Here is a 19,512-nt window from a genome sequence, read left to right as displayed (position 1 = left end):
AGGACCGGGACGGACTTTCGCCAGTTGTGTCCGGTTCCTCAGCTGCCGCTGCACGGCCGCATCGTCACCGGACGGCCTTTAGAGCTGTTCGGTTTCCGCGTAGTCCTGGTCGTCGTAGGCGGCCTCGGTGGACCAGGTGCCGGTGGCGACGTCGTAGCCCGCGACCTGCGAGGGGTCGAAGCTCGCCGGGCTGTCCTTGAGCGACAGGCCCAGCTGGTGCAGCTTGACCTTCACCTCGTCGATGGACTTCTGACCGAAGTTGCGGATGTCCAGCAGGTCGGACTCGGTGCGCGACACCAGCTCGCCGACGGTGTGCACGCCCTCGCGCTTGAGGCAGTTGTAGGACCGCACCGTCAGGTCCAGGTCGTCGATCGGCAGCGCGAACGACGCGATGTGGTCGGCCTCCGCCGGCGACGGCCCGATCTCGATGCCCTCGGCCTCGACGTTGAGTTCGCGTGCCAGACCGAACAATTCGACCAGGGTCTTGCCCGCGGACGCCAGCGCATCGCGGGGGTTGATCGAACTCTTGGTCTCGACATCGAGGATCAGCTTGTCGAAGTCGGTGCGCTGCTCGACACGGGTGGCGTCCACCTTGTAGGTGACCTTGAGCACCGGCGAGTAGATGGAATCGACTGGGATGCGGCCGATTTCGGCGCCCGAAGCCCGGTTCTGAACGGCCGGCACGTAGCCACGGCCCCGCTCGACGACCAGCTCGACCTCGAGCTTGCCCTTGTCGTTCAGCGTCGCGATGTGCAGGTCGGGGTTGTGCACCGTGACACCGGCGGGGGGCACGATATCGCCCGCGGTGACCTCGCCCGGACCCTGCTTGCGCAGGTACATCGTGACGGGCTCGTCCTCCTCGGAGGACACCACCAGGCTCTTGAGGTTCAGGATGATCGCGGTGACGTCTTCCTTGACGCCGGGCACGGTGGTGAACTCGTGCAGCACGCCGTCAATGCGGATGCTGGTGACGGCCGCACCCGGAATCGAGGACAGCAGCGTCCGGCGCAGCGAATTGCCCAGGGTGTAACCGAATCCGGGCTCCAGCGGCTCGATGACGAACTGGGAGCGGTTGTCGGTGAGGACTTCCTCCGACAGTGTGGGTCGCTGAGAGATCAGCATGGTGTTTCTTCTTCTCCTTCTCGGCACCCGCTATTTGATGCCGTTGGGTTTTCGGGCCGGCCGGCCCGAAAGTCACTTACTTCGAGTAGAACTCGACGATGAGCTGCTCGGTGAGTGGGACGTCGATCTGTGCCCGCTCGGGCAGCTGGTGGACGAGGATGCGCTGACGCTCCCCCACGACCTGCAGCCAGCTCGGGATCGGCCGGTCGCCCGCCGTCTCCCGCGCGATCTGGAACGGCACGGTGTTCAGCGAGGAGTCCCGCACGTCGATGATGTCATACTGCGACACCCGGTAGCTGGGGACGTTGACGTGCACGCCGTTGACGCTGAAGTGTCCGTGGCTGACCAGCTGGCGTGCCATCCGGCGGGTGCGCGCCAGTCCGGCGCGGTAGACGACGTTGTCGAGCCGGCTTTCCAGGATCCGCAGCAGCTCTTCACCCGTCTTGCCGGGCTGCCGCACGGCCTCTTCGTAGTAGCGGCGGAACTGCTTTTCCATCACGCCGTAGGTGAAGCGGGCCTTCTGCTTCTCCTGCAGCTGCAGCAGGTATTCGCTTTCCTTGATCCGCGCGCGGCCGTGCTGGCCGGGCGGGTAGGGGCGCTTCTCGAACGCCTGGTCGCCACCGACGAGGTCGGTGCGCAGCCGGCGCGACTTGCGGGTGACGGGTCCGGTGTAACGAGCCATGAGTATCTCCTAGACCCTTCTGCGCTTCGGGGGGCGAACGCCGTTGTGCGGCTGGGGGGTGACGTCGGAGATCGCGCCGACCTCCAGTCCGGCGGCCTGCAGCGACCGGATCGCGGTCTCCCGGCCCGAGCCCGGTCCCTTGACGAACACGTCGACCTTCTTGACGCCGTGCTCCTGCGCCTTGCGGGCCGCGTTCTCGGCGGCCAGCTGCGCGGCGAACGGCGTCGACTTCCGCGAGCCCTTGAACCCGACGTGACCCGACGACGCCCAGGCGATGACGTTGCCCTGCGGGTCGGTGATCGTCACGATCGTGTTGTTGAACGTGCTCTTGATGTGGGCGGCGCCGTGCGGGACGTTCTTCTTTTCCCGGCGACGGGTCTTCTGCCCCTTCTTGGGGGCGGACGCTGCCTTCTTGGCTGGTGGCATGGGGGGTTACCTGGCCTTCTTCTTGCCGGCGATGGTGCGCTTGGGGCCCTTGCGGGTGCGCGCGTTGGTCTTGGTCCGCTGGCCGCGCACCGGCAGGCCGCGGCGGTGCCGCAGGCCCTGGTAGCAGCCGATCTCGATCTTGCGGCGGATGTCGGCCTGGACCTCGCGGCGCAGGTCACCCTCCACCTTCAGGTTGGCTTCGATGTAGTCGCGCAGGTGGGTCAGCTGGTCGTCGGTGAGGTCCCTGGTGCGCAGGTTCTTGTCGATCCCGGTCGCTTCGAGAATCTCGTTCGAACGGGTCCGGCCGACGCCGAAGATGTACGTCAGCGCGATCTCCATCCGCTTGTCACGCGGCAGATCGACGCCTACTAGTCGAGCCATAGGTGGCGTTTCCTCTTTTTCTCGGCGGAGGTCTGATCCCAGCCCGTTCCCGATCTATCCGGGGCCCGGCCTCCGTCCGGGCGTGGATGAGCGACGTATTCGCTCAGTGGTGCTGGGAGGTCTGCATTCAGTTGTGTTGGTACCGCGGGGCGCCTGGCTCAGCCTTGGCGCTGCTTGTGGCGCGGATCGGAGCAGATCACCATGACCCGCCCGTGCCGACGGATCACCCTGCACTTGTCACAGATTGGCTTGACGCTCGGGTTCACCTTCACGGCTGTTCGATCCTGTTCTGTGTCGTTCGTAGGTTGTTCTGATCGGGCTTGTTACTTGTACCGGTACACGATGCGGCCCCGGGACAGGTCGTAGGGAGACAACTCCACCACCACCCGGTCCTCGGGCAGGATGCGGATGTAGTGCTGCCGCATCTTGCCACTGATGTGGGCAAGCACCTTGTGACCGTTCTCCAGCTCAATGCGGAACATCGCATTGGGCAGCGGCTCGACCACGCGGCCTTCGACCTCGATGGCGCCGTCTTTCTTGGCCATAACTAGTTAACAATCCTCATCGTTTAGTCTCGTTCGCGTCTGCGCCCAGATCGGCGCGACATGGCGCACCGACTTGTAACGTGAGCCGGTGACAGGAAATTCCTAGGACTGGACACACCGAAAGTCGGCGCGGATGCCGCACCGTCGTTCCACGATACCTGGTCATCGGCGTCCACCAAAATCGCTGTCGGCGGAAGGCGGGCCGCCCGCTCGACCTCCCACACGCCCGCTGACGAGCGCATACTTAACGCCGATGACCAACCCCTCAAGCCAGCGCAAGCCCGTCATGCTCACCGTCGACGACGACCCCTCGGTTTCGCGGGCGGTCGCGCGCGACCTGCGTCGTCATTACGGCGAGGACCACCGGATCGTGCGCGCGGAGTCGGGGCCCGACGCGCTGGGCACCCTCAAGGAGCTCAAACTGCGCGGCGAGACGGTCGCGCTGCTCATCGCCGACTACCGGATGCCGCAGATGAGCGGCATCGAGTTCCTCGAGCAGGCGATGGACCTGTATCCGGCGGCGCGCCGCGTGCTGCTGACCGCCTACGCCGACACGCACGCCGCCATCGACGCGATCAACGTCGTCGACCTGGACCACTACCTGCTCAAGCCGTGGGACCCGCCCGAGGAGAAGTTCTACCCCGTCATCGACGGGTTGCTGGACGCCTGGCGGGCCGCCCCCGAGCACCCCGTCCCGCACACCAAGGTGATCGGCCACCGCTGGTCGGCGCGGTCCTGGCAGGTGCGCGACTTCCTGGCCCGCAACGGCCTCTACTACACCTGGTTCATGGCCGACGAGCCCGCCGGCGAGCGGCTGCTCAACGCGGCGGGCGAGGACGGCCTGCGGCTGCCGGTGGTGGTCACCCAGCGCGGCGACACCCTCGTCGAACCCACGGACACGCAGCTGGCCGAGACCCTGGGCCTGACCACCACGCCGTCGCAGGAGTTCTACGACCTGATCGTGGTCGGCGGCGGGCCCGCGGGCCTGGCCGCCGCGGTGTACGGCGCCTCCGAGGGCCTGCGCACCGTGCTCATCGAGCACATCGCGACGGGCGGTCAGGCCGGGCAGAGCTCGCGCATCGAGAACTACCTGGGCTTCCCGGACGGGGTTTCGGGCGGCCAGCTGGCCGACCGCGCCCGCCGCCAGGCCGAGAAGTTCGGCGCCGAATTGATCACCGCCCGCAAGGCGACCGCCCTCGAGGTGAACGGGTCCAAGCGCACCGTGCGCTTCGCCGACGGCGGCTCGATCGACGCGCACGCGGTCATCCTGGCCACCGGCGTCGCCTACCGCCAGCTGGACGCCGAAGGGTGCGCCGAGCTGACCGGCTGCGGCATCTACTACGGGGCGGCGGTCTCCATCGCCGCGGAGTGCGAAGACGAAGAGGTCTACGTGATCGGCGGGGCCAACTCGGCCGGGCAGGCCGCCATGTACCTGTCGCGCACGGCCAAATCGGTCAACATCGTGGTGCGCGCCCCCTCCCTGGAGGCGTCGATGTCCTACTACCTGATCCAGCAGATCGAGGCCAACCCCAAGATCAACGTGCTGACCTGCACCGAGGTGCAGCGCGCCACCGGCGACGGCCACCTCGAGCAGCTGAGCCTGGTCAACAACCGGACCGGCGAGACCGAGGACGTCACCTGCGGCCGGATGTTCATCTTCATCGGGGCCGCCCCGCGCACCGACTGGCTGGACGGGGTGCTGGCCCGAGACGACCACGGTTTCATCCTGACCGGCCCGGACCTGCGCAACGTGTGCGGCTGGACGCTGGACCGCCCGCCGCATCAGCTCGAAACCAGCGTGCCGGGGGTCTTCGCCACCGGCGACGTCCGCTCGACGTCGGCCAAGCGGGTCGCGGCCGCCGTCGGCGAAGGGTCGATGGCCGTGATGCTGGTCCACCGCTACCTGGCCGAATCATGACCGGCGCCGAATCGATCAAGGTCCCGTGCGAGCCCGACGAGCTGCGCAGCCTGTTTCTGTTCGAGGCGCTCACCGACGAGCAGCTTGCGGTGCTGTGCGCGGCGGGCCACATCGAAACCTACGAACCGGGCCCGATCTGCGTCGAAGGCGAACCGGCGACCTGCTTCTACGTGCTGATCGAGGGCGAGCTGATGATGTCCAAGCTCTCCGGCGGCCAGGACATCGAGACCAACCGCACCTCGCAGCGCGGCGTGTACTGCGGGGCCTGGCGGGCGTTCACCGGCGGCAAGCAGAAGAGCTACGACGCCTCGGTGCACGTGACCCGGCCGTCGCGGTTCTTCGTGATGGACGCCCCGGTGTTCGCCCAATTCATGCGCGACCAGTTCCCGATGGCCGTCCACCTGCTCGACGGCATCGCCGTCGGCACCGACCGGACCCGCCGCATCATCGACAACCGGGAGAAGCTGCTGGCGCTGGGCCGGCTGTCGGCCGGGCTGACCCACCAGCTCAACAACCCGGCCGCGGCGATCTCGCGGGCCGCGTCGGATCTGCGCGAACGGGTGGCCAGCATGCGGCACAAGCTGGCGATGCTCGCCGACGGCACCGTCTCCCCCGAAGCGCTCAGCGCCTTGGTCCGGCTGCAGGAGAGGGTCGCCGAGCAGGTCGCGAAGTCCGCCTCGCAGCATCTGAGCGCGATGGAGACCGCCGACCGCGAGGACGCCGTCGGCGACTGGCTGGAAGCCCACGGCATCGACGGCGGCTGGGACATCGCGCCGACGTTCGTCGAGGGCGGCATCGACACCGATTGGCTGGAGCGGATTTCCGCGGTCAGCGAGGAGCTCGCGTCGACATCGGCGGAGCAGGCGATCCGGTGGATCAACTACACCATCGAGAGCGAACTGCTGATGAACCAGATCCTCGAAGCGAGCAAACGGATTTCGGCCCTGGTCGCCGACGCCAAACAGTATTCGCAGCTGGATCGGGCGCCGTTCCAGGTGACCAACGTGCACGAACTGCTGCGCAGCACGCTGGTGATGTTCGCCGACCGGCTGACCAAGGACGGCGGAAAAAACTCGCACGCCATCGCCGTGGTCAAGGACTTCGACCAGTCGCTTCCCGAAATCCCTTGCTATCCGGGTGATCTCAATCAAGTGTGGACCAACATCATCGACAACGCGATCGCCGCGATGCGCGATACCGGCGGCACGCTGACCATCCGCACCTGCCGGGAAGGCGAGCACATGGCCCGCGTCGAGATCTGCGACACCGGCCCGGGCATACCCGAGGACGTGCGCGAGCACATCTTCGAGCCGTTCTTCACCACCAAGCCGTTCGGCGAGGGTACCGGTCTGGGCCTGGATCTGGCGTTCAACATCGTGGTCAAGAAGCATCGCGGGGACCTGCGGGTGGAATCGGCGCCCGGCGACACTCGATTCATCGTGCTGCTGCCACTGCAACCGCCCGCCGCCGACGTCGCCCCCGAACTCGACGGCCCGGAAGAAAACGTCACGACCCCGGAATAGGACTGGAATAGGGCCGCACCGCGCCCGGTTGGGAAGACCATGACCGATGCAGCAAGCAAGCCCGATCTCGGCCGGTTCGGATCGTTCGGACGCGGCGTCACACCCCAGCAGGCCAAGGACATCGAGGCGCTGGGCTACGGGGCCGTCTGGGTCGGCGGGTCGCCTCCCGCCGAGCTGTCCTGGGTCGAACCCCTCCTGGAAGCCACGACGACGCTGCAGGTGGGCACCGGCATCGTCAACATCTGGACCGCGGCCGCCAAGCCGGTCGCCGAGTCCTTCGACCGCATAGACAAGGCGTACCCGGGCCGCTTCCTGCTCGGCATCGGCGTCGGCCATCCCGAGGCTCACACTGAATACCGCAAGCCCTACGACGCCCTGGTGGACTACCTGAAGCAGCTCGACGACTACGGGGTGCCCGCGAACCGCCGGGTCGTCGCCGCGCTCGGGCCGCGCGTGCTCAAGCTGTCCGCGGAGCGCTCCGCCGGGGCACACCCCTACCTGACCACGCCGGAACACACCGCGCGGGCCCGCGAGATCATCGGCCCGTCGGCGTTCCTGGCCCCCGAGCACAAGGCGATCCTGACCACCGACGCCGAGAAGGCGCGGGCGGTCGGCCGTAAGGCGCTCGACGTCTATTTCAATCTCGCCAACTACCGAAACAACTGGAAGCGGCTGGGTTTCGGCGAGGACGAGGTCGCCCGGCCGGGCAGCGACCGGCTGGTCGACGCGGTGGTGGCCTATGGCACCGTGGACCAGATCGCGGCGCGGCTCACCGAGCACCTCGAGGCCGGCGCCGATCACGTCCCGGTGCAGGTCCTGACCAAGGATGAAAACCTGGTCTCGGCGCTGGCCGAACTGGCGGGGCCACTGGGACTGAATCCGTCCTGACGACCGGCAGGGGGAGCTGGATGACCGAGGGAGTTTCGCTCAAGCCCGACCTGGGCCAGTTCGGCGTGTGGCTGCCGACGCGATCCATCGAACCCGAGTTGGCGGCGGGGATCGAATCGCTGGGCTACGGCGCCGCCTGGATCGGCGGCTCGCCGGACGCCGAGTTGTCCTGGGTCGAACCGGCCCTGGCGCGCACCACGTCGCTGCAGCTGGCCACCGGAATCGTCAACATCTGGTCGGCGCCCGCCGCGGCCGTCGCCGAGTCGTTCCGCCGCATCGAAACTCACCACCCGGGAAGGTTTTTGCTCGGCGTCGGGGTCGGCCACCCCGAGCACACCCAGGAGTACGTCAAGCCGTACGACCCCTGGTCTCCTACCTCGACGAACTCGACGCGGCGCTGGTGCCGACCAGCCGCCGGGTGGTCGCCGCGCTCGGGCCGCGGGTGCTGCGGCTCGCCGCGCGACGCAGCGCCGGCGCACATCCCTACCTGACCACCCCGGAACACACGGCCAAGGCGCGCGAGTTGCTGGGCGGGGCAGTGTATTTGGCGCCCGAGCACAAGGTGGTGCTGAGCACGGACGCCACACAGGCCCGCGAGATCGGCCGCCAGACCGTCGAGCATTATCTGGGCCTGAGCAACTACGTGAACAATTGGCTGCGGCTGGGGTTCACCGAAGCCGACGTGCGCACGCCCGGCAGCGACCGGCTGATCGACGCGGTGGTCGCCCACGGCACCCCGGAGGCGATCGCGGGCCGGCTGCGCGAGCACCTGGACGCCGGAGCCGACCACGTGGCCATCCAGGTGCTGGGCGGCTATTCCGAAGAAACCCTGCTACCTGCGCTGACCGAATTGGCCGGCGCTCTGGGGCTAACTGCCGCAAACTGACCCATCGGCTCGGTTAGGGTTTGGGGCATGCGGTTACTGGTCACCGGCGGCGCTGGTTTCATCGGCGCCAATTTCGTGCACAGCACCGTTCGCGAGCACCCCGAGGACTCCGTGACCGTGCTCGACGCCCTGACCTATGCGGGCCGGCGCGAGTCACTGGCCGGCGTCGAGGACGCCATCGAGCTGGTGGTCGGCGACATCACCGATGCCGAACTGGTGTCGCGGCTGGTCGCCGAATCCGACGCCGTGGTGCACTTCGCCGCGGAGAGCCACGTCGATAATGCGCTGGAGGGCCCCGAGCCGTTCCTGCACACCAACGTGGTCGGCACCTTCACCATCCTCGAAGCGGTGCGGCGTTACGGTGTGCGGCTGCACCACATCTCGACCGACGAGGTCTACGGCGACCTGGAGCTCGACGACCCCCAGCGGTTCACCGAGGCGACGCCGTACAACCCGTCCAGCCCCTATTCGGCAACCAAGGCCGCCGCCGACATGCTGGTGCGGGCCTGGGTGCGCTCGTACGGGGTGCGCGCGACGATCTCGAACTGCTCCAACAACTACGGGCCGTATCAGCACGTCGAGAAGTTCATCCCGCGACAGATCACCAACGTGCTCACCGGGCGGCGACCCAAGCTCTACGGTGCCGGCGCCAACGTCCGGGACTGGATCCACGTCGACGACCACAACAGCGCGGTGCGGCGCATCCTGGAGAAGGGCGAGATCGGCCGGACGTATTTGATCAGCTCCGAGGGCGAGCGCGACAACCTGACCGTGTTGCGGACGCTGCTGCAGATGATGGGCCGCGAACCCGACGACTTCGACCATGTCACCGATCGCGCCGGCCACGACCTGCGCTACGCGATCGACCCATCGACGCTGTACGACGAATTGTGTTGGGCGCCAAAGCATACCGACTTCGAGGAGGGGCTGCGTGAGACCATCGACTGGTACCGCGCGAACGAATCATGGTGGCGCCCGTTGAAGGACGCCTCCGAAGCCCGCTACGAAGAACGTGGGCAGTGACGTGGAAGTTCGCGAGCTGAAAGTTCCCGGCGCCTGGGAGATCACCCCCGCCGTTCATGGCGATTCGCGGGGCCATTTCTTCGAATGGCTGACCGACAAGGGATTCAGGTCCTTCGCCGGTCACCGGTTGGATGTTCGGCAGGCCAATTGCTCGGTGTCATCGGCCGGCGTGCTGCGCGGCCTGCACTTCGCCCAGGTACCGCCGAGCCAGGCCAAGTACGTGACCTGCGTGCGCGGGGCGGTATTCGACGTCGTCGTCGACATCCGGGTGGGCTCACCGACATTCGGTCAGTGGGACTCGGTGCTGCTCGACGACACCGAGCACAGGACGATCTACATCTCCGAGGGCCTCGGACACGGTTTCCTGGCGCTGCAAGACAATTCGACGGTGATGTACTTGTGCTCGGCGGAATACAACCCGCAACGCGAACACACCATTTGCGCAACCGATCCGGCGCTGGGGATCGATTGGCCGCTGGTGGACGGCGCGCCGCCCACCCTGTCCGACCGCGACGCGGCGGCCCCCAGCCTCGACGACGTACGCGCCTCCGGCCTGCTCCCCACGTGGGAGGAGACGAACGCGTTCGTCGAGGGTTTGCGGGCAAAGCCCGCGAATTGACGCGGGCGATCGGCATGCCCATCTGAGGCGATGTGCGTTATCCCGCACCATTGTTGACGCGCGCGGCGCGCAAAATCATTTGCACCGCCTGAGCTGCCTATTAGACGCATATCTATTAACGTTCCCATTGCGGGCGCCGAATTGGACCAGTACCGTAAACCGGCCCAATTCAGGATTCGGTGGCGCTAGGATTGCGCCGATGATGCCGATGACGCCCTGTTCAAATGGCGGGAACCGTCAATGAAACTCGGGCAGGTGTTCGATCCGCGCCGCAATGCGCTGAACGCATGGCGGTTAGCGCTCGCGGGCGAGGTCATTTTCTGGCACACCTACCCGATCCGGGGTCATCTCCCTTCGGTGCGGGCGGTTCTTCAACTGCTGCTCTGCGTCGGCGTCGACGGATTCTTCGCGATTTCGGGATTCCTCATCACCGCGAGTTGGATCAGCAACCCTCGGCTGCGCGAGTATCTCGCCGCTCGCGCCCTTCGCATCCTGCCCGGCTTCTACGTCTGCATGATCGTGACCGCGTTCGTCTTCGCCCCATTGAGCGTGGCGATCCAGGGCGGCTCGGCGGCAAGGCTGCTCTTCTCGTTCGCTCCGTTCGAGTACGTGCTGAAGAACATCGCCGTGATGTGGCTCAAATTCGATGTCGGAGGCACTCCGCACGGGATCCCCAATGCCGGCATCTGGAACGCTTCCCTGTGGTCGCTCTTCTGGGAAGTGATGTGCTATATCGTCGTCGCCGTCATCGGCGTGGCCGGGCTCGCCAATCGCCGATGGGTTTCGTTGACGATTTTGGTGGTGGCGGCGATCGGCGCGTCACTCATGCCGCCCGTCCGGTTCCCCGACGTGTTCCATCACCCCGAGGGCAACATAGCGACCACTCTCATCTTCATGGCGTGCCGCGCCGCCATCATGTTTGCGGCTGGAGCGTTCTTGTATCAATGGCGGGACGTGATTCCCGCTCGCTGGTCGCTGGTCGCGGTGAGCGTGGTCATCGTGCTGGCGGCCGGCCAGCTGCCGGACTACAGGGTTGTCGCCGCCATCCCGCTCGCCTATGCCGTCGTCGTCTCGGGCTCCCTGCTGCAAAGCAAGCGGTTGAGATTGCGCACCGACCTGTCCTACGGCATGTACATCTACGCCTTCCCGATCCAGCAGTTGCTGCTCGTCCTCGGGTTGATCAGCCTCACCCCCATCGTGTTCTGCCTCACCGTCGCGGTAGCGACCCTGCCGCTGGCGGCGGCAAGCTGGTTCCTCGTTGAGAAACCGGCCAGGTCCCTGAAGTCGCGTTTCAAAGGGAAACCTTTGGCCTCCCGGTCGCAAGCGCCGGTCGCATTGCCACCAGAGGTCTCGGGTGCTGCTTAGCACCTGTCACGGCCTGTATCGACGTTAGGTCACCGGTCCACCGGCACGTCGTTTTGGTCGTTGTCGCCCGACCGAGCCCGCCTATGTCGTCCGACCGATACGATGGCGCCCGAGGGAGCGCGGCGTACACGTGGACGGAGGCCGATGAAACTCGGGCAGGTATTCGATCCGCGCAAAAACGCGCTGAACGCACTGAGATTGGCGCTGGCGGCCGAGGTGATGCTGTTCCATTCCTGGCCGATCACCGGCCACATGCCGCCGAAATCTACCCTGCAGCTTTTCTTCTCGGTGGGTGTTGACGGATTTTTCGCGATCTCCGGCTTCCTCATCACCAGGAGTTGGATCAGTGATTCGCGCCTGCGCGACTACCTTGCGGCCCGCGCGCTTCGTATCCTTCCTGGCTTCTACATCTGCCTGATCGCGACCGCGTTCGTTTTTGCCCCGCTCAGCGTGGCCATCCAGGGCGGCTCGGCCGCCAAGCTGCTCGGGTCCACCGCGCCACTCGAGTACGTCGTGAAAAACGCCGCTGTCGCCTACTTGCAGGTCGATGTCGGCGGCACCCCGCGCTTCGTGCCGGGCGGACCGACCTGGAACGGCTCGCTGTGGTCGTTGATCTGGGAACTGCTGTGCTACCTCGCCGTCGCCGTGATCGGCGTAGCCGGATTGGCTAATCGCCGGTGGATTTCTGCCGTGATCCTGGCCCTGGCTACGGGTCTGGCGCTGATACTTCCGCCGCTGACATTTCCGGGCGTGTGGACCATCCCGCAGCTCGCGGTGCGCGCAGCCATCATGTTTTCGGCGGGCGCGGTCATGTACCAGTGGCGAGACCTGATCCCAGCCCGCTGGTCACTCGTCGCCATCAGTCTCGTGATCGTGGCGGGCGCCGGGTTCCTGCCCGACTACCGGGTCGTTGGTGCCCTGCCCCTGGCCTACGCAGTCATCGTGTCGGGTGCCCTACTGAAGAACGACCGGTTGAGACTGCGTACGGATCTGTCCTACGGCCTGTACATCTATGCATTCCCGACCCAGCAGTTGCTGGCCGTCTGCGGGCTCGCGACTCGCCTCCATCCCGCGGTGTTCTTCCTCGTCGCCGTCGCGGCCAGCTTGCCGCTGGCCGCTGCAAGCTGGTTCCTCGTCGAAAAACCCTCGATGTCGCTCAAACGCCGGCTCAAACAGAGGTGGTCCGCCCCCGTAACCTCCAGCTCCGAGGAGCCGCCCCCCGCCAGCAAAGCCGACGTCATTGGCGACCGGCCCGGTCCGGGTTTGAGCGAAACCGCCTAGCTCCCAATGACGTTCAAAAACAGCTGAAAACGCCAGTCGTCCCGGCAGAGTGACATAGACTGCCGCCGACAGCTGGGGGCAACGGGTGGAGGTCTATGAAGCTCGGGCAGGCATTCGATACGCGCGATAACGCACTCAACGCATGGCGGTTGGTGCTGGCGATTTCGGTGATCCTCGGGCACTCGTTTACTGTCACGGGCCGCCCGTCGCCGACCGGGATCGTCGGACATCTGCTTGGCGCCGGAGGGGTCGACGGGTTCTTTGCGGTCTCGGGATTCCTCATCACCGCCAGTTGGCTGCGCCAACCGCACCTGCGGGAATACCTGACGGCGCGAGCTCTTCGCATCCTGCCCGGGTACTACGTGTGCCTGATCGTCACGGCCTTCATCATCGCTCCCGTCGGTGTGGCAATTCAGGGTGGCGCAGCGCTGAAGCTCCTCTTCTCAGCCGCGCCCTTCCAGTACGTCTTGATGAACATCGCGGTGGCGACGCTCAAGGTCGACGTCGGCGGAACACCAACTGGGATCCCTTATCCGGGAACGTGGAACAGTTCGCTGTGGACGCTTATGTTCGAGATCGCCTGCTACTTCGTCGTTGCCGGCCTCGGGGTGGCCGGGCTCGCCAATCGCCGCTGGGTCTCGCCCACGATCCTGGTGACAGCGGTAATCTGCGCAGCGTTGGTGCCGCCCTTCAAACTGCAGGCGGAATTCACGCTCCAATTTGCCGCCGCCAGCGCCCGCTTCGCCATCATGTTCGCGGCGGGAGCGCTCCTCTACCAGTGGCGAGACGTCATTCCGGCGCGGTGGTGGCTCGTCGGGGCGAGTGTCGCAGTCGTCCTGCTGGGCGGGACCGTACTGCCGGATTACCGCAGGCTCGGCGGCATACCGCTTGCGTACGCGATCATCGTCTCGGGCGCCCTCATCCGAAACAAGCGCTTGAGGTTACGTACGGATCTCTCTTATGGCGTGTACATCTACGCGTTCCCAACTCAACAGTTGCTGGTGATCTGTGGGGTTGGCGTTCTGAATCCGAACGTGTTCTCGATAGTGGCCACACTGTGCACCCTTCCGCTGGCCGCGCTGAGCTGGTTCGTCATCGAAAAGCCTGCGATGTCTCTCAAACGCCGACTCAAAAAGAGGTGGTCCGGGCCCGCCGCGGCCGAAACGGACCCCAGGGTGGCAGAGACCGACACAGAACGTCCCGCTGCCACGGCCGATGCGACGGCCGACCGGCCGGCCCCGAACGGCACCGGCGCCGCCTAGCCGGGTTCGGCCCGCTGACAAAATAAAAAGGCTCAATCGTCCCCGCTCCAACAGCGGTAATATCCGCGAAGCGGGGGGTGCACGACGGGCGGTGGCCGATGACCCTCGGACAAGCTTTCAATGGCGGAAACAACGCGCTGAACGCGTGGCGGCTGGTGCTGGCTGCCGAGGTGATGCTGTGGCACTGCTGGCCCATCACCGGCCGGATGCCACCGGCGGCGACGCTGCAACTTCTGTTCTCGATAGGGGTGGACGGGTTCTTCGCGATCTCGGGGTTCCTCATCACCAGGAGTTGGCTCGACGACCCGCACGTGCGTGACTACCTGACCGCCCGCGCCCTTCGTATCCTGCCCGGCTACTACGCGTGCCTCATCGTGACGGCGTTCGCCTTCGCCCCGCTCAGCGTGGCGCTCCAGGGCGGCTCGGTCGGCGAGCTCGTGTGCTCCGGCGGGCCGCTCGAATACGTCCTGAAAAACAGCGCGGTGGCCTATGTCCATCTCGATGTCGGCGGAACACCAAGCGGGATACCTCATTCCGGGCTCTGGAACGGTTCGCTGTGGTCGCTGGTCTGGGAAGTGATCTGCTATCTCGCCGTCGCCGGTGTCGGTCTGGCGGGCCTGGCCCATCACCGCTGGGTCTCTCCGGCAATACTCGTCGTGGCTACGGGTCTGGCAACGGCGATGCCGCCGATGACGTTCCCCGGGGTATGGACCATTCCCCAGATCGCCGTGCGTTCGGCGATCATGTTCGCGGCCGGAGCCGTCCTCTATCAATGGAGAGAGGTGATCCCCGCGCGGTGGCCGCTCGTCGGGGTGAGCGTCGTCATCGTGCTGGCGTCCAGCATGCTGCCCGATTACCGTACGGTCGCCGCCCTTCCGTTGGCCTACGCGATCATCGTGTCCGGAGCCTTGCTGAAGAGCAGCCGCTTGAGGCTACGCACGGATCTGTCCTACGGCGTCTACATCTACGCGTTCCCGACCCAGCAACTCTTGGCCGTGTGCGGCCTTGCGCGTCTTCAACCCGTTGCGTTCTTTCTCGTCGCCGCCGCGGCGACGCTACCCGTGGCCGCGGCGAGCTGGTTCCTCATCGAAAAGCCCTCGATGGCTCTCAAGCGCCGGCTCAAACGGAAGTGGTCTGACGCCGCGAAAGCCGAAGGCGGCCACCCCGCCACCACAACAGCAGGATGACCACTTCGGCGGCCACGCTGATCGCCGCATGAGGCGACGGATCCCAGCCCCGTTCGGAGAAGCCGAAAAGCCCCACGGTCCGCGACAGCGCGAAGGCGACCAGAGATCCGGCGGCCATCGCGGCACCGGCCCAGCGCAGCCACGCGGGACCGCCGGCCACGATCAGCAGAGCGATCGCCAATGACACACTGGCCTGCACCAGGAATCCCGTGCCGATGGCCGGAATGCGTTGGTAGCCATGGACATAGAGGTAGGCGTGGCTGACGGCGCTGAGGGCCAACGACGCGGCGAGTCCGAGCCGCACCAGGGCGCCGATCACCGCAACGCCCGCTCTTTCAGCGCCAGCGCGGACTCTCCCGTGGTGTAGCCGACCTCGCGGATACCCAATGCGTCGCGCAGCTTGCCGGCCGGCAGCGTCACCGGTTTGGGCGCGGGCCCGTCACCGGGTCTGGGCAGCGGGTACGCGGTGGCGGTGCCGCTGTGAAACGTCACATTGTCCTCCGTTTTGGAAAACAGCTGGTGGACATGGCCATTGAGGCACGTGACGGAGGAGAACCGGCGCAGGTAGCTCAGCGCCTGGGCGGCGTCGTCGGTGCCCCAGCCCCATTGGGGGTACATCGCGAACAAGGGGATGTGACTGAACACGATGATCGGGGTGTCGCTCGGCAGATGGGCGACGTCCTTCTTGACGAACTCCAGCTGATCCACCCCCAGATGGCCCAGCTTGCGCAGGTTCAACGTGTTGACGAGCGCGATCAGGTGCACACCGGCGATGTCGAAGCTGTACCAGCCGTCGCCAACCGCGGCCGCGCCGAAGGTGTTTCGGTACTTCTGTCCCGCGTCGTCGACGGAGTCGTGCTCGCCCGGCACGGTGAACACGTGGGGCGTCTTCAGACCGCTCATCATCTGCTTCGCCTGATCGAACTGTTCGGGGCTGGAAAGGTGAGTGAGGTCGCCGGTGTGGATGACGAAATCCGGTGTGTAGCCGAGGCTGTTGACCTTGTCGATCGCGTCGCTGAACGTCGCCGCGACGTCCCTGTTGGGCGCACCGGTGAAGCCGAGGTGGCTGTCGCTGATTTGGGCGAACCGCAGGGCGGGCCGGACGTGCGCGCGCTGAGCCGCCGCTTCCCCGGCGACATGCGAGATGACCTCGCCCCCGGCCACGGTCAACCCGACCGCCGCCCCGAACCACGCCGTGTGCCGGAGGAGCTGGCGCCGGGTCATGGCATCGTCGCCCGGGCGGCCGGTCATCCCGTCACCACCACGGTGCCGCGCATCATCGGATGAATCGAGCAGACATAGTCGAAAGTCCCAGGGGCGGAGAAGGTGTGGGCGAAGGTCGCTCCGGTTCCCATGCCGGGTGAGTGAAATGAGCCGTCACTTGCGGCGACCGTATGGGGTTCCTCGTCGCGGTTGGTCCAGGTGACGGTGGTCCCGGCGGGCACCGTCAGGTTCGGCGGCGCGAAAGCGAAGCCGTCGATGGTGACCTGGTTGGCGGCGGCTGCGGGGGGCGGCGCGGTGATCGACACCCCGGTGGTGGGCGCGGGGGTGGTCGCCACGGGACGCGGCCGGCCACAGCCGGGCGATGAGAGCACGCTCGCGGCCAGCACGGCCGCCAAAAGCCTTCGACGCAGGGCGATATCCATGCCCACAGATAGGGCGGCGGGTTACACCGTTCAGGCGCGGCGCCCCGGGGCGAAGACCTCGATAGCACCGTCGACCTCACGAACCATCAATTCGGGCAACGGTTTTGGTGCGATCGGCAACTGGTGGGTGAGCACCTGCCCGCTGGGCGAGAACGACGTGGTGTGGCAGGGGCAGCGCAAGGTGTCTTCGGGCGCGTCGAACCACAGCTTGCACCCTTGATGGGTGCACACCCCCGATATCGCGTGCACGTTGCCGTCGATGCGCCGGACGAATCCGGTCACCGAACCCAGATCGAAAGCGCGCATGGCCCCGTCGGGCACGTCCGAGCTGGAGGCGACGCGCTGCCAGCTTCCCTCGTTGGGGGTGAGTTGCCCGGCGGCGTTATCCGGGGCACTCGGTCGCCGATGGCGACCGGAGATCACTGCGCGATCGAGGGAAACCGCGGCGACCGCGGCCGTCGCCGCGGCCGACGTGCCGACGATGACCTGGCGGCGCGTGCCGGTGCGCCCGGGCGGGGTTCGCGGCGGCGTGCCTGACATCTGCTCGCCGATGCGACGGTGCAGATCGGCGAGGAATTCCGGGCGCGGCGTGTCATCCCCGCTGCGGGCGGCCCGCAGCTCGATGGCGGTGCGCAGCTGCGCCGCCTCGAAGTCGTCGGGCGCGAACGGCCTGGGCCGGCGCCCCCGCAACAGATCGTCGACATAGCGTCGCAAGCCCCGCGCATTCATTGCTTGCCCCCATCGTTGACCTGCGCCGCCAGCCGCAGGGCGCGGTGCTGGAGCACTTTGGCATTGGGCACGCTGATTCCGAGTTCCGCGGCCGACTCCTTGATCGAATTGCCGCGCAGAAAGCGCGATTCCAGGATCAGGCGATACCGATCCGGCAGGGCGTCCAGGACGCGGGCCACCCGCTGCGGCGCGGTGCTGATCGCCTCCTCGCTGTCGGCCGGTTGCTCGATGTCCTCGATCGAGGTGATCTCCCGTCCCAGGGTCTGGCGCCAGTGTGCGGCCAGCACCGTCCTGGCCGTGGTCCGCAGGTAGGCGCGCACCTCGGCCACGCTCACGGTCAGGCGCAGCGGCCGCAGCGCGGCGAGGAACACCTCGGCGGTGAGGTCTTCGGCGTCGGTCCGGTTGCCGACGCGCGCGAACAGCGTGCGGTACACCCACCCCACGTTGTCGGAGTACACGGCCTCCCAGTCCGGGTAGCCGGGCTCATAACCGGCGCCGGGTACCGCGCGCAGGGGTCGCGGCCCGACGGGATCGCTTCTTGCCGCCACATGCCTCCTTCACCCGATCAATATCGGCTCGGGTTACACGGGTCAGCGCGCGGCGAGCGCGGCTTCGGCGGCCATCAGCTCGTCGAGCTTGGTGGCGGTGGCGGAAAACACGGACTTGGCGATGCCCAGTATCCGCTCGCGGACCCGGGGCTTCGCCGACGCCGACGGCAGCAGGTGGCCGATCAGGTGACCGAACAGGTCCAGGCGCGCCGTCGACAACCACGACATCAAGTCCGGGTCGTCGAACCAGCGCAGCTGGTTGCTGTAATCGGCCCACGCCAGCCGTAGCCAGTCGACATCGGTGTCCGGATGCGGCAGCGGCACACAAAGCTCGTTTTTCAGCGAGTCGTCGCGGTACGCGGCCTCGATGTGGGCGATCAGCGCCGCGCTGAAGATCTGTTGGCAGCCGCGCACGCTCTGCAGGGTGATGCGGTTGGAATCGAATATCGGTGTGGCGGGCCGCTTTTCGGCGCCATCGGCGGTGCAGTCGAGATAGAGCTCGCGGCCGCTGACCGCCACGGCGCCCCGGTCGAGGACCATCGTGTCGGCCTCGATGGCCCGCAGGTGCCCCATCCGCACGACGTCGGTGATCCGCCGCAGCTGCTCGAGTTCGAGGCGGGTGACGGTGGCGCAGCGGTACATGGCGGGACGGATCGCCGGCTCGATCCGCAGCAGCAGGCCGGCCTCTTCGAGGCGGTCGAACAGATCCCGAACCGACGCCGCGTCGTTGATGGCGCGCAGTTGCGCGGTGAAGCTGGCCTTGGTCTTCTCGGCGAACAACGCGCCGGGCTGCATGGTCTCGCGATCCAGCAGCCAGGAATCGCGCGGCATGATCCAGGTGAGCCGATCCGGGTCGACGCCCTGGCCCAGTAGCCACAGGCAGGTGTCGATGCCGGTCTTTCCCGCCCCGACGATGACGTAGCGCTCGTGGGCGCCGCGCCGCGGCAGGTCGCCGGGCGGGACGCAGTCGATGCCGGGCGCGACCCGATATGGCGGCGGGCGCATCGCGGGGACCGTGACCCGCATGTAGGTGGCGTCGACGATGCGGCGCGCCACCCGGACGGTGTAGTCGGCGCCGGCGAGCGTGCGGAACCGGGCTTCACCACGGTGTTCGCCGAGGTATTCGCTCATCGGGAAGTACCTGACCCGCCCGCTCGGCAGCAGCCGCCGGCGCATGATGTGGTCGTAGTAGGCGCAGATCTCGCCGGCGGTGGCCAGTTCGTAAAGCCCCCGGTTCCAACCGACTTGGTCGATGGCGTCGCCACCCAGCGGCAGCGAGTTAACGCCGTAGAACGCCGAGGGCTGGTGCAGCCGCACGAACGGGTAGGCCATGGTCCAGTGCCCACCGGGCGCGTGGTTGCGGTCCACCACCACGACGCGGGCCCGCGCCGCTGAGGCTTCGGCGACCAGCGCGTCGATGAACGCCATGGCCATGGCGCCCGCCCCGACCACCAGGTAGTCGGCCTCGATGGTGTGCATAC

Annotated in this window: 21 protein-coding genes and 1 pseudogene; 10 read left to right on the top strand and 12 right to left on the bottom strand. The window is 66.9% G+C overall.

All coding sequences use genetic code 11. The features are described 5' to 3' along the window. Nucleotides 1–78: 78 nt before the first annotated feature. The 6 genes from QGN30_RS06770 to infA all read right to left on the bottom strand — a co-directional run bounded on the left by QGN30_RS06770 (nt 79) and on the right by infA (nt 3,156). Entirely contained in the window at nt 79–1,122 is a 1,044-nt protein-coding gene (locus QGN30_RS06770; protein ID WP_008260253.1) for a DNA-directed RNA polymerase subunit alpha, read from the bottom strand. Nucleotides 1,123–1,198: 76 nt separating this feature from the next. After that, nucleotides 1,199–1,804 (bottom strand): 30S ribosomal protein S4, encoded by a 606-nt coding sequence (gene rpsD / locus QGN30_RS06765; RefSeq protein WP_009952905.1) that lies wholly within the window; start codon nt 1,802–1,804, stop codon nt 1,199–1,201. 9 nt (nt 1,805–1,813) lie between these two features. Further along, on the bottom strand, nt 1,814–2,230 hold the full coding sequence (rpsK, locus tag QGN30_RS06760) for a 30S ribosomal protein S11 (RefSeq protein ID WP_008260256.1): 417 nt from the start codon (nt 2,228–2,230) through the stop codon (nt 1,814–1,816). A gap of 6 nt (nt 2,231–2,236) precedes the next feature. Continuing rightward, nucleotides 2,237–2,611, bottom strand: a complete 375-nt coding sequence (rpsM, locus tag QGN30_RS06755) for a 30S ribosomal protein S13 (protein WP_008260257.1) — start codon at nt 2,609–2,611, stop codon at nt 2,237–2,239. 158 nt (nt 2,612–2,769) lie between these two features. Next, the gene (rpmJ, locus tag QGN30_RS06750) at nt 2,770–2,883 is read right to left on the bottom strand and encodes a 50S ribosomal protein L36 (protein ID WP_003879483.1); all 114 of its coding nucleotides are present in this window, start codon (nt 2,881–2,883) and stop codon (nt 2,770–2,772) included. Nucleotides 2,884–2,934: 51 nt separating this feature from the next. Then, nucleotides 2,935–3,156 (bottom strand): translation initiation factor IF-1, encoded by a 222-nt coding sequence (gene infA / locus QGN30_RS06745; protein WP_003418601.1) that lies wholly within the window; start codon nt 3,154–3,156, stop codon nt 2,935–2,937. A 253-nt stretch (nt 3,157–3,409) separates the two neighbouring features. Between infA and QGN30_RS06740 the strand changes: the two genes are divergently transcribed. The 10 genes and pseudogenes from QGN30_RS06740 (at nt 3,410) to QGN30_RS06695 (ending at nt 15,108) form a co-directional block, all read left to right on the top strand. After that, complete coding sequence (locus QGN30_RS06740) at nt 3,410–5,074, top strand: FAD-dependent oxidoreductase (RefSeq protein ID WP_009952904.1); 1,665 nt, start codon at nt 3,410–3,412, stop codon at nt 5,072–5,074. After that, nucleotides 5,071–6,597, top strand: coding sequence for an ATP-binding protein (locus QGN30_RS06735; protein ID WP_009952902.1), 1,527 nt, complete (start codon nt 5,071–5,073; stop codon nt 6,595–6,597). Before QGN30_RS06740 ends, QGN30_RS06735 begins: the two co-directional genes overlap by 4 nt. Before the next feature lie 39 nt (nt 6,598–6,636). Continuing rightward, nucleotides 6,637–7,485, top strand: a complete 849-nt coding sequence (locus QGN30_RS06730) for an LLM class F420-dependent oxidoreductase (protein WP_038537527.1) — start codon at nt 6,637–6,639, stop codon at nt 7,483–7,485. A 20-nt stretch (nt 7,486–7,505) separates the two neighbouring features. Then, nucleotides 7,506–8,371: pseudogene (locus tag QGN30_RS06725) on the top strand (LLM class F420-dependent oxidoreductase). A 27-nt stretch (nt 8,372–8,398) separates the two neighbouring features. Further along, on the top strand, nt 8,399–9,394 hold the full coding sequence (gene rfbB, locus QGN30_RS06720) for a dTDP-glucose 4,6-dehydratase (RefSeq protein WP_008260499.1): 996 nt from the start codon (nt 8,399–8,401) through the stop codon (nt 9,392–9,394). Between the two features lies 1 nt (nt 9,395). Further along, entirely contained in the window at nt 9,396–10,013 is a 618-nt protein-coding gene (gene rfbC / locus QGN30_RS06715) for a dTDP-4-dehydrorhamnose 3,5-epimerase (protein ID WP_026071199.1), read from the top strand. 240 nt (nt 10,014–10,253) lie between these two features. Further along, the gene (locus QGN30_RS06710) at nt 10,254–11,378 is read left to right on the top strand and encodes an acyltransferase family protein (RefSeq protein ID WP_020823550.1); all 1,125 of its coding nucleotides are present in this window, start codon (nt 10,254–10,256) and stop codon (nt 11,376–11,378) included. 144 nt (nt 11,379–11,522) lie between these two features. Beyond that, the gene (locus tag QGN30_RS06705; protein WP_042792107.1) at nt 11,523–12,659 is read left to right on the top strand and encodes an acyltransferase family protein; all 1,137 of its coding nucleotides are present in this window, start codon (nt 11,523–11,525) and stop codon (nt 12,657–12,659) included. 95 nt (nt 12,660–12,754) lie between these two features. Then, on the top strand, nt 12,755–13,921 hold the full coding sequence (locus QGN30_RS06700; protein WP_020823552.1) for an acyltransferase family protein: 1,167 nt from the start codon (nt 12,755–12,757) through the stop codon (nt 13,919–13,921). A 98-nt stretch (nt 13,922–14,019) separates the two neighbouring features. Continuing rightward, the gene (locus QGN30_RS06695; RefSeq protein ID WP_009952894.1) at nt 14,020–15,108 is read left to right on the top strand and encodes an acyltransferase family protein; all 1,089 of its coding nucleotides are present in this window, start codon (nt 14,020–14,022) and stop codon (nt 15,106–15,108) included. On the opposite strand, the gene QGN30_RS06690 is transcribed toward QGN30_RS06695, so the two are convergent. From QGN30_RS06690 to QGN30_RS06665, 6 genes are read right to left on the bottom strand one after another with little or no spacing between them, the layout of a single operon-like run. After that, a complete protein-coding gene (locus tag QGN30_RS06690) occupies nt 15,041–15,427 on the bottom strand; it encodes a hypothetical protein (protein WP_008260507.1) in 387 nt (128 codons plus the stop codon). The two genes, QGN30_RS06695 and QGN30_RS06690, sit on opposite strands and share 68 nt — an antisense overlap. After that, nucleotides 15,424–16,359, bottom strand: coding sequence for a metallophosphoesterase family protein (locus tag QGN30_RS06685; RefSeq protein ID WP_201368169.1), 936 nt, complete (start codon nt 16,357–16,359; stop codon nt 15,424–15,426). The genes QGN30_RS06690 and QGN30_RS06685 overlap by 4 nt, the downstream gene beginning before the upstream one ends. Further along, nucleotides 16,356–16,754 carry a cupredoxin domain-containing protein gene (locus tag QGN30_RS06680; RefSeq protein WP_263428326.1) on the bottom strand — a complete coding sequence of 133 codons (399 nt, stop codon included), beginning with the start codon at nt 16,752–16,754 and terminating at the stop codon, nt 16,356–16,358. Before QGN30_RS06680 ends, QGN30_RS06685 begins: the two co-directional genes overlap by 4 nt. Before the next feature lie 30 nt (nt 16,755–16,784). Continuing rightward, entirely contained in the window at nt 16,785–17,483 is a 699-nt protein-coding gene (locus QGN30_RS06675; protein WP_008260511.1) for a Rieske (2Fe-2S) protein, read from the bottom strand. Continuing rightward, a complete protein-coding gene (locus QGN30_RS06670; RefSeq protein ID WP_136246095.1) occupies nt 17,480–18,031 on the bottom strand; it encodes an RNA polymerase sigma factor in 552 nt (183 codons plus the stop codon). Before QGN30_RS06670 ends, QGN30_RS06675 begins: the two co-directional genes overlap by 4 nt. A gap of 42 nt (nt 18,032–18,073) precedes the next feature. Further along, nucleotides 18,074–19,510 (bottom strand): NAD(P)/FAD-dependent oxidoreductase, encoded by a 1,437-nt coding sequence (locus QGN30_RS06665; protein WP_248923235.1) that lies wholly within the window; start codon nt 19,508–19,510, stop codon nt 18,074–18,076. Nucleotides 19,511–19,512: the final 2 nt, after the last annotated feature.

The organism is Mycobacterium sp. 3-98, from assembly GCF_035918355.1.
In the GTDB taxonomy this organism is placed as follows: domain Bacteria; phylum Actinomycetota; class Actinomycetes; order Mycobacteriales; family Mycobacteriaceae; genus Mycobacterium; species Mycobacterium intracellulare.
The sequence above is the reverse complement of the archived record's forward strand: the minus strand, read 5'-3'. Positions and strand labels throughout refer to the sequence as shown.

Bases quoted from the DNA above. Each gene is read 5' to 3' on its own strand.
- QGN30_RS06740 (WP_009952904.1), top strand. From the start codon at position 3,410: ATGACCAACCCCTCAAGCCAGCGCAAGCCCGTCATGCTCACCGTCGAC.
- QGN30_RS06665 (WP_248923235.1), bottom strand. From the start codon at position 19,510: ATGCACACCATCGAGGCCGACTACCTGGTGGTCGGGGCGGGCGCCATG.
- QGN30_RS06710 (WP_020823550.1), top strand. From the start codon at position 10,254: ATGAAACTCGGGCAGGTGTTCGATCCGCGCCGCAATGCGCTGAACGCA.
- QGN30_RS06695 (WP_009952894.1), top strand. From the start codon at position 14,020: ATGACCCTCGGACAAGCTTTCAATGGCGGAAACAACGCGCTGAACGCG.
- rfbB (WP_008260499.1), top strand. From the start codon at position 8,399: ATGCGGTTACTGGTCACCGGCGGCGCTGGTTTCATCGGCGCCAATTTC.
- QGN30_RS06685 (WP_201368169.1), bottom strand. From the start codon at position 16,359: ATGACCGGCCGCCCGGGCGACGATGCCATGACCCGGCGCCAGCTCCTC.
- rpsK (WP_008260256.1), bottom strand. From the start codon at position 2,230: ATGCCACCAGCCAAGAAGGCAGCGTCCGCCCCCAAGAAGGGGCAGAAG.
- QGN30_RS06705 (WP_042792107.1), top strand. From the start codon at position 11,523: ATGAAACTCGGGCAGGTATTCGATCCGCGCAAAAACGCGCTGAACGCA.
- infA (WP_003418601.1), bottom strand. From the start codon at position 3,156: ATGGCCAAGAAAGACGGCGCCATCGAGGTCGAAGGCCGCGTGGTCGAG.
- QGN30_RS06680 (WP_263428326.1), bottom strand. From the start codon at position 16,754: ATGGATATCGCCCTGCGTCGAAGGCTTTTGGCGGCCGTGCTGGCCGCG.
- QGN30_RS06700 (WP_020823552.1), top strand. From the start codon at position 12,755: ATGAAGCTCGGGCAGGCATTCGATACGCGCGATAACGCACTCAACGCA.
- QGN30_RS06675 (WP_008260511.1), bottom strand. From the start codon at position 17,483: ATGAATGCGCGGGGCTTGCGACGCTATGTCGACGATCTGTTGCGGGGG.
- rpsM (WP_008260257.1), bottom strand. From the start codon at position 2,611: ATGGCTCGACTAGTAGGCGTCGATCTGCCGCGTGACAAGCGGATGGAG.
- QGN30_RS06730 (WP_038537527.1), top strand. From the start codon at position 6,637: ATGACCGATGCAGCAAGCAAGCCCGATCTCGGCCGGTTCGGATCGTTC.
- QGN30_RS06735 (WP_009952902.1), top strand. From the start codon at position 5,071: ATGACCGGCGCCGAATCGATCAAGGTCCCGTGCGAGCCCGACGAGCTG.
- rpsD (WP_009952905.1), bottom strand. From the start codon at position 1,804: ATGGCTCGTTACACCGGACCCGTCACCCGCAAGTCGCGCCGGCTGCGC.
- QGN30_RS06770 (WP_008260253.1), bottom strand. From the start codon at position 1,122: ATGCTGATCTCTCAGCGACCCACACTGTCGGAGGAAGTCCTCACCGAC.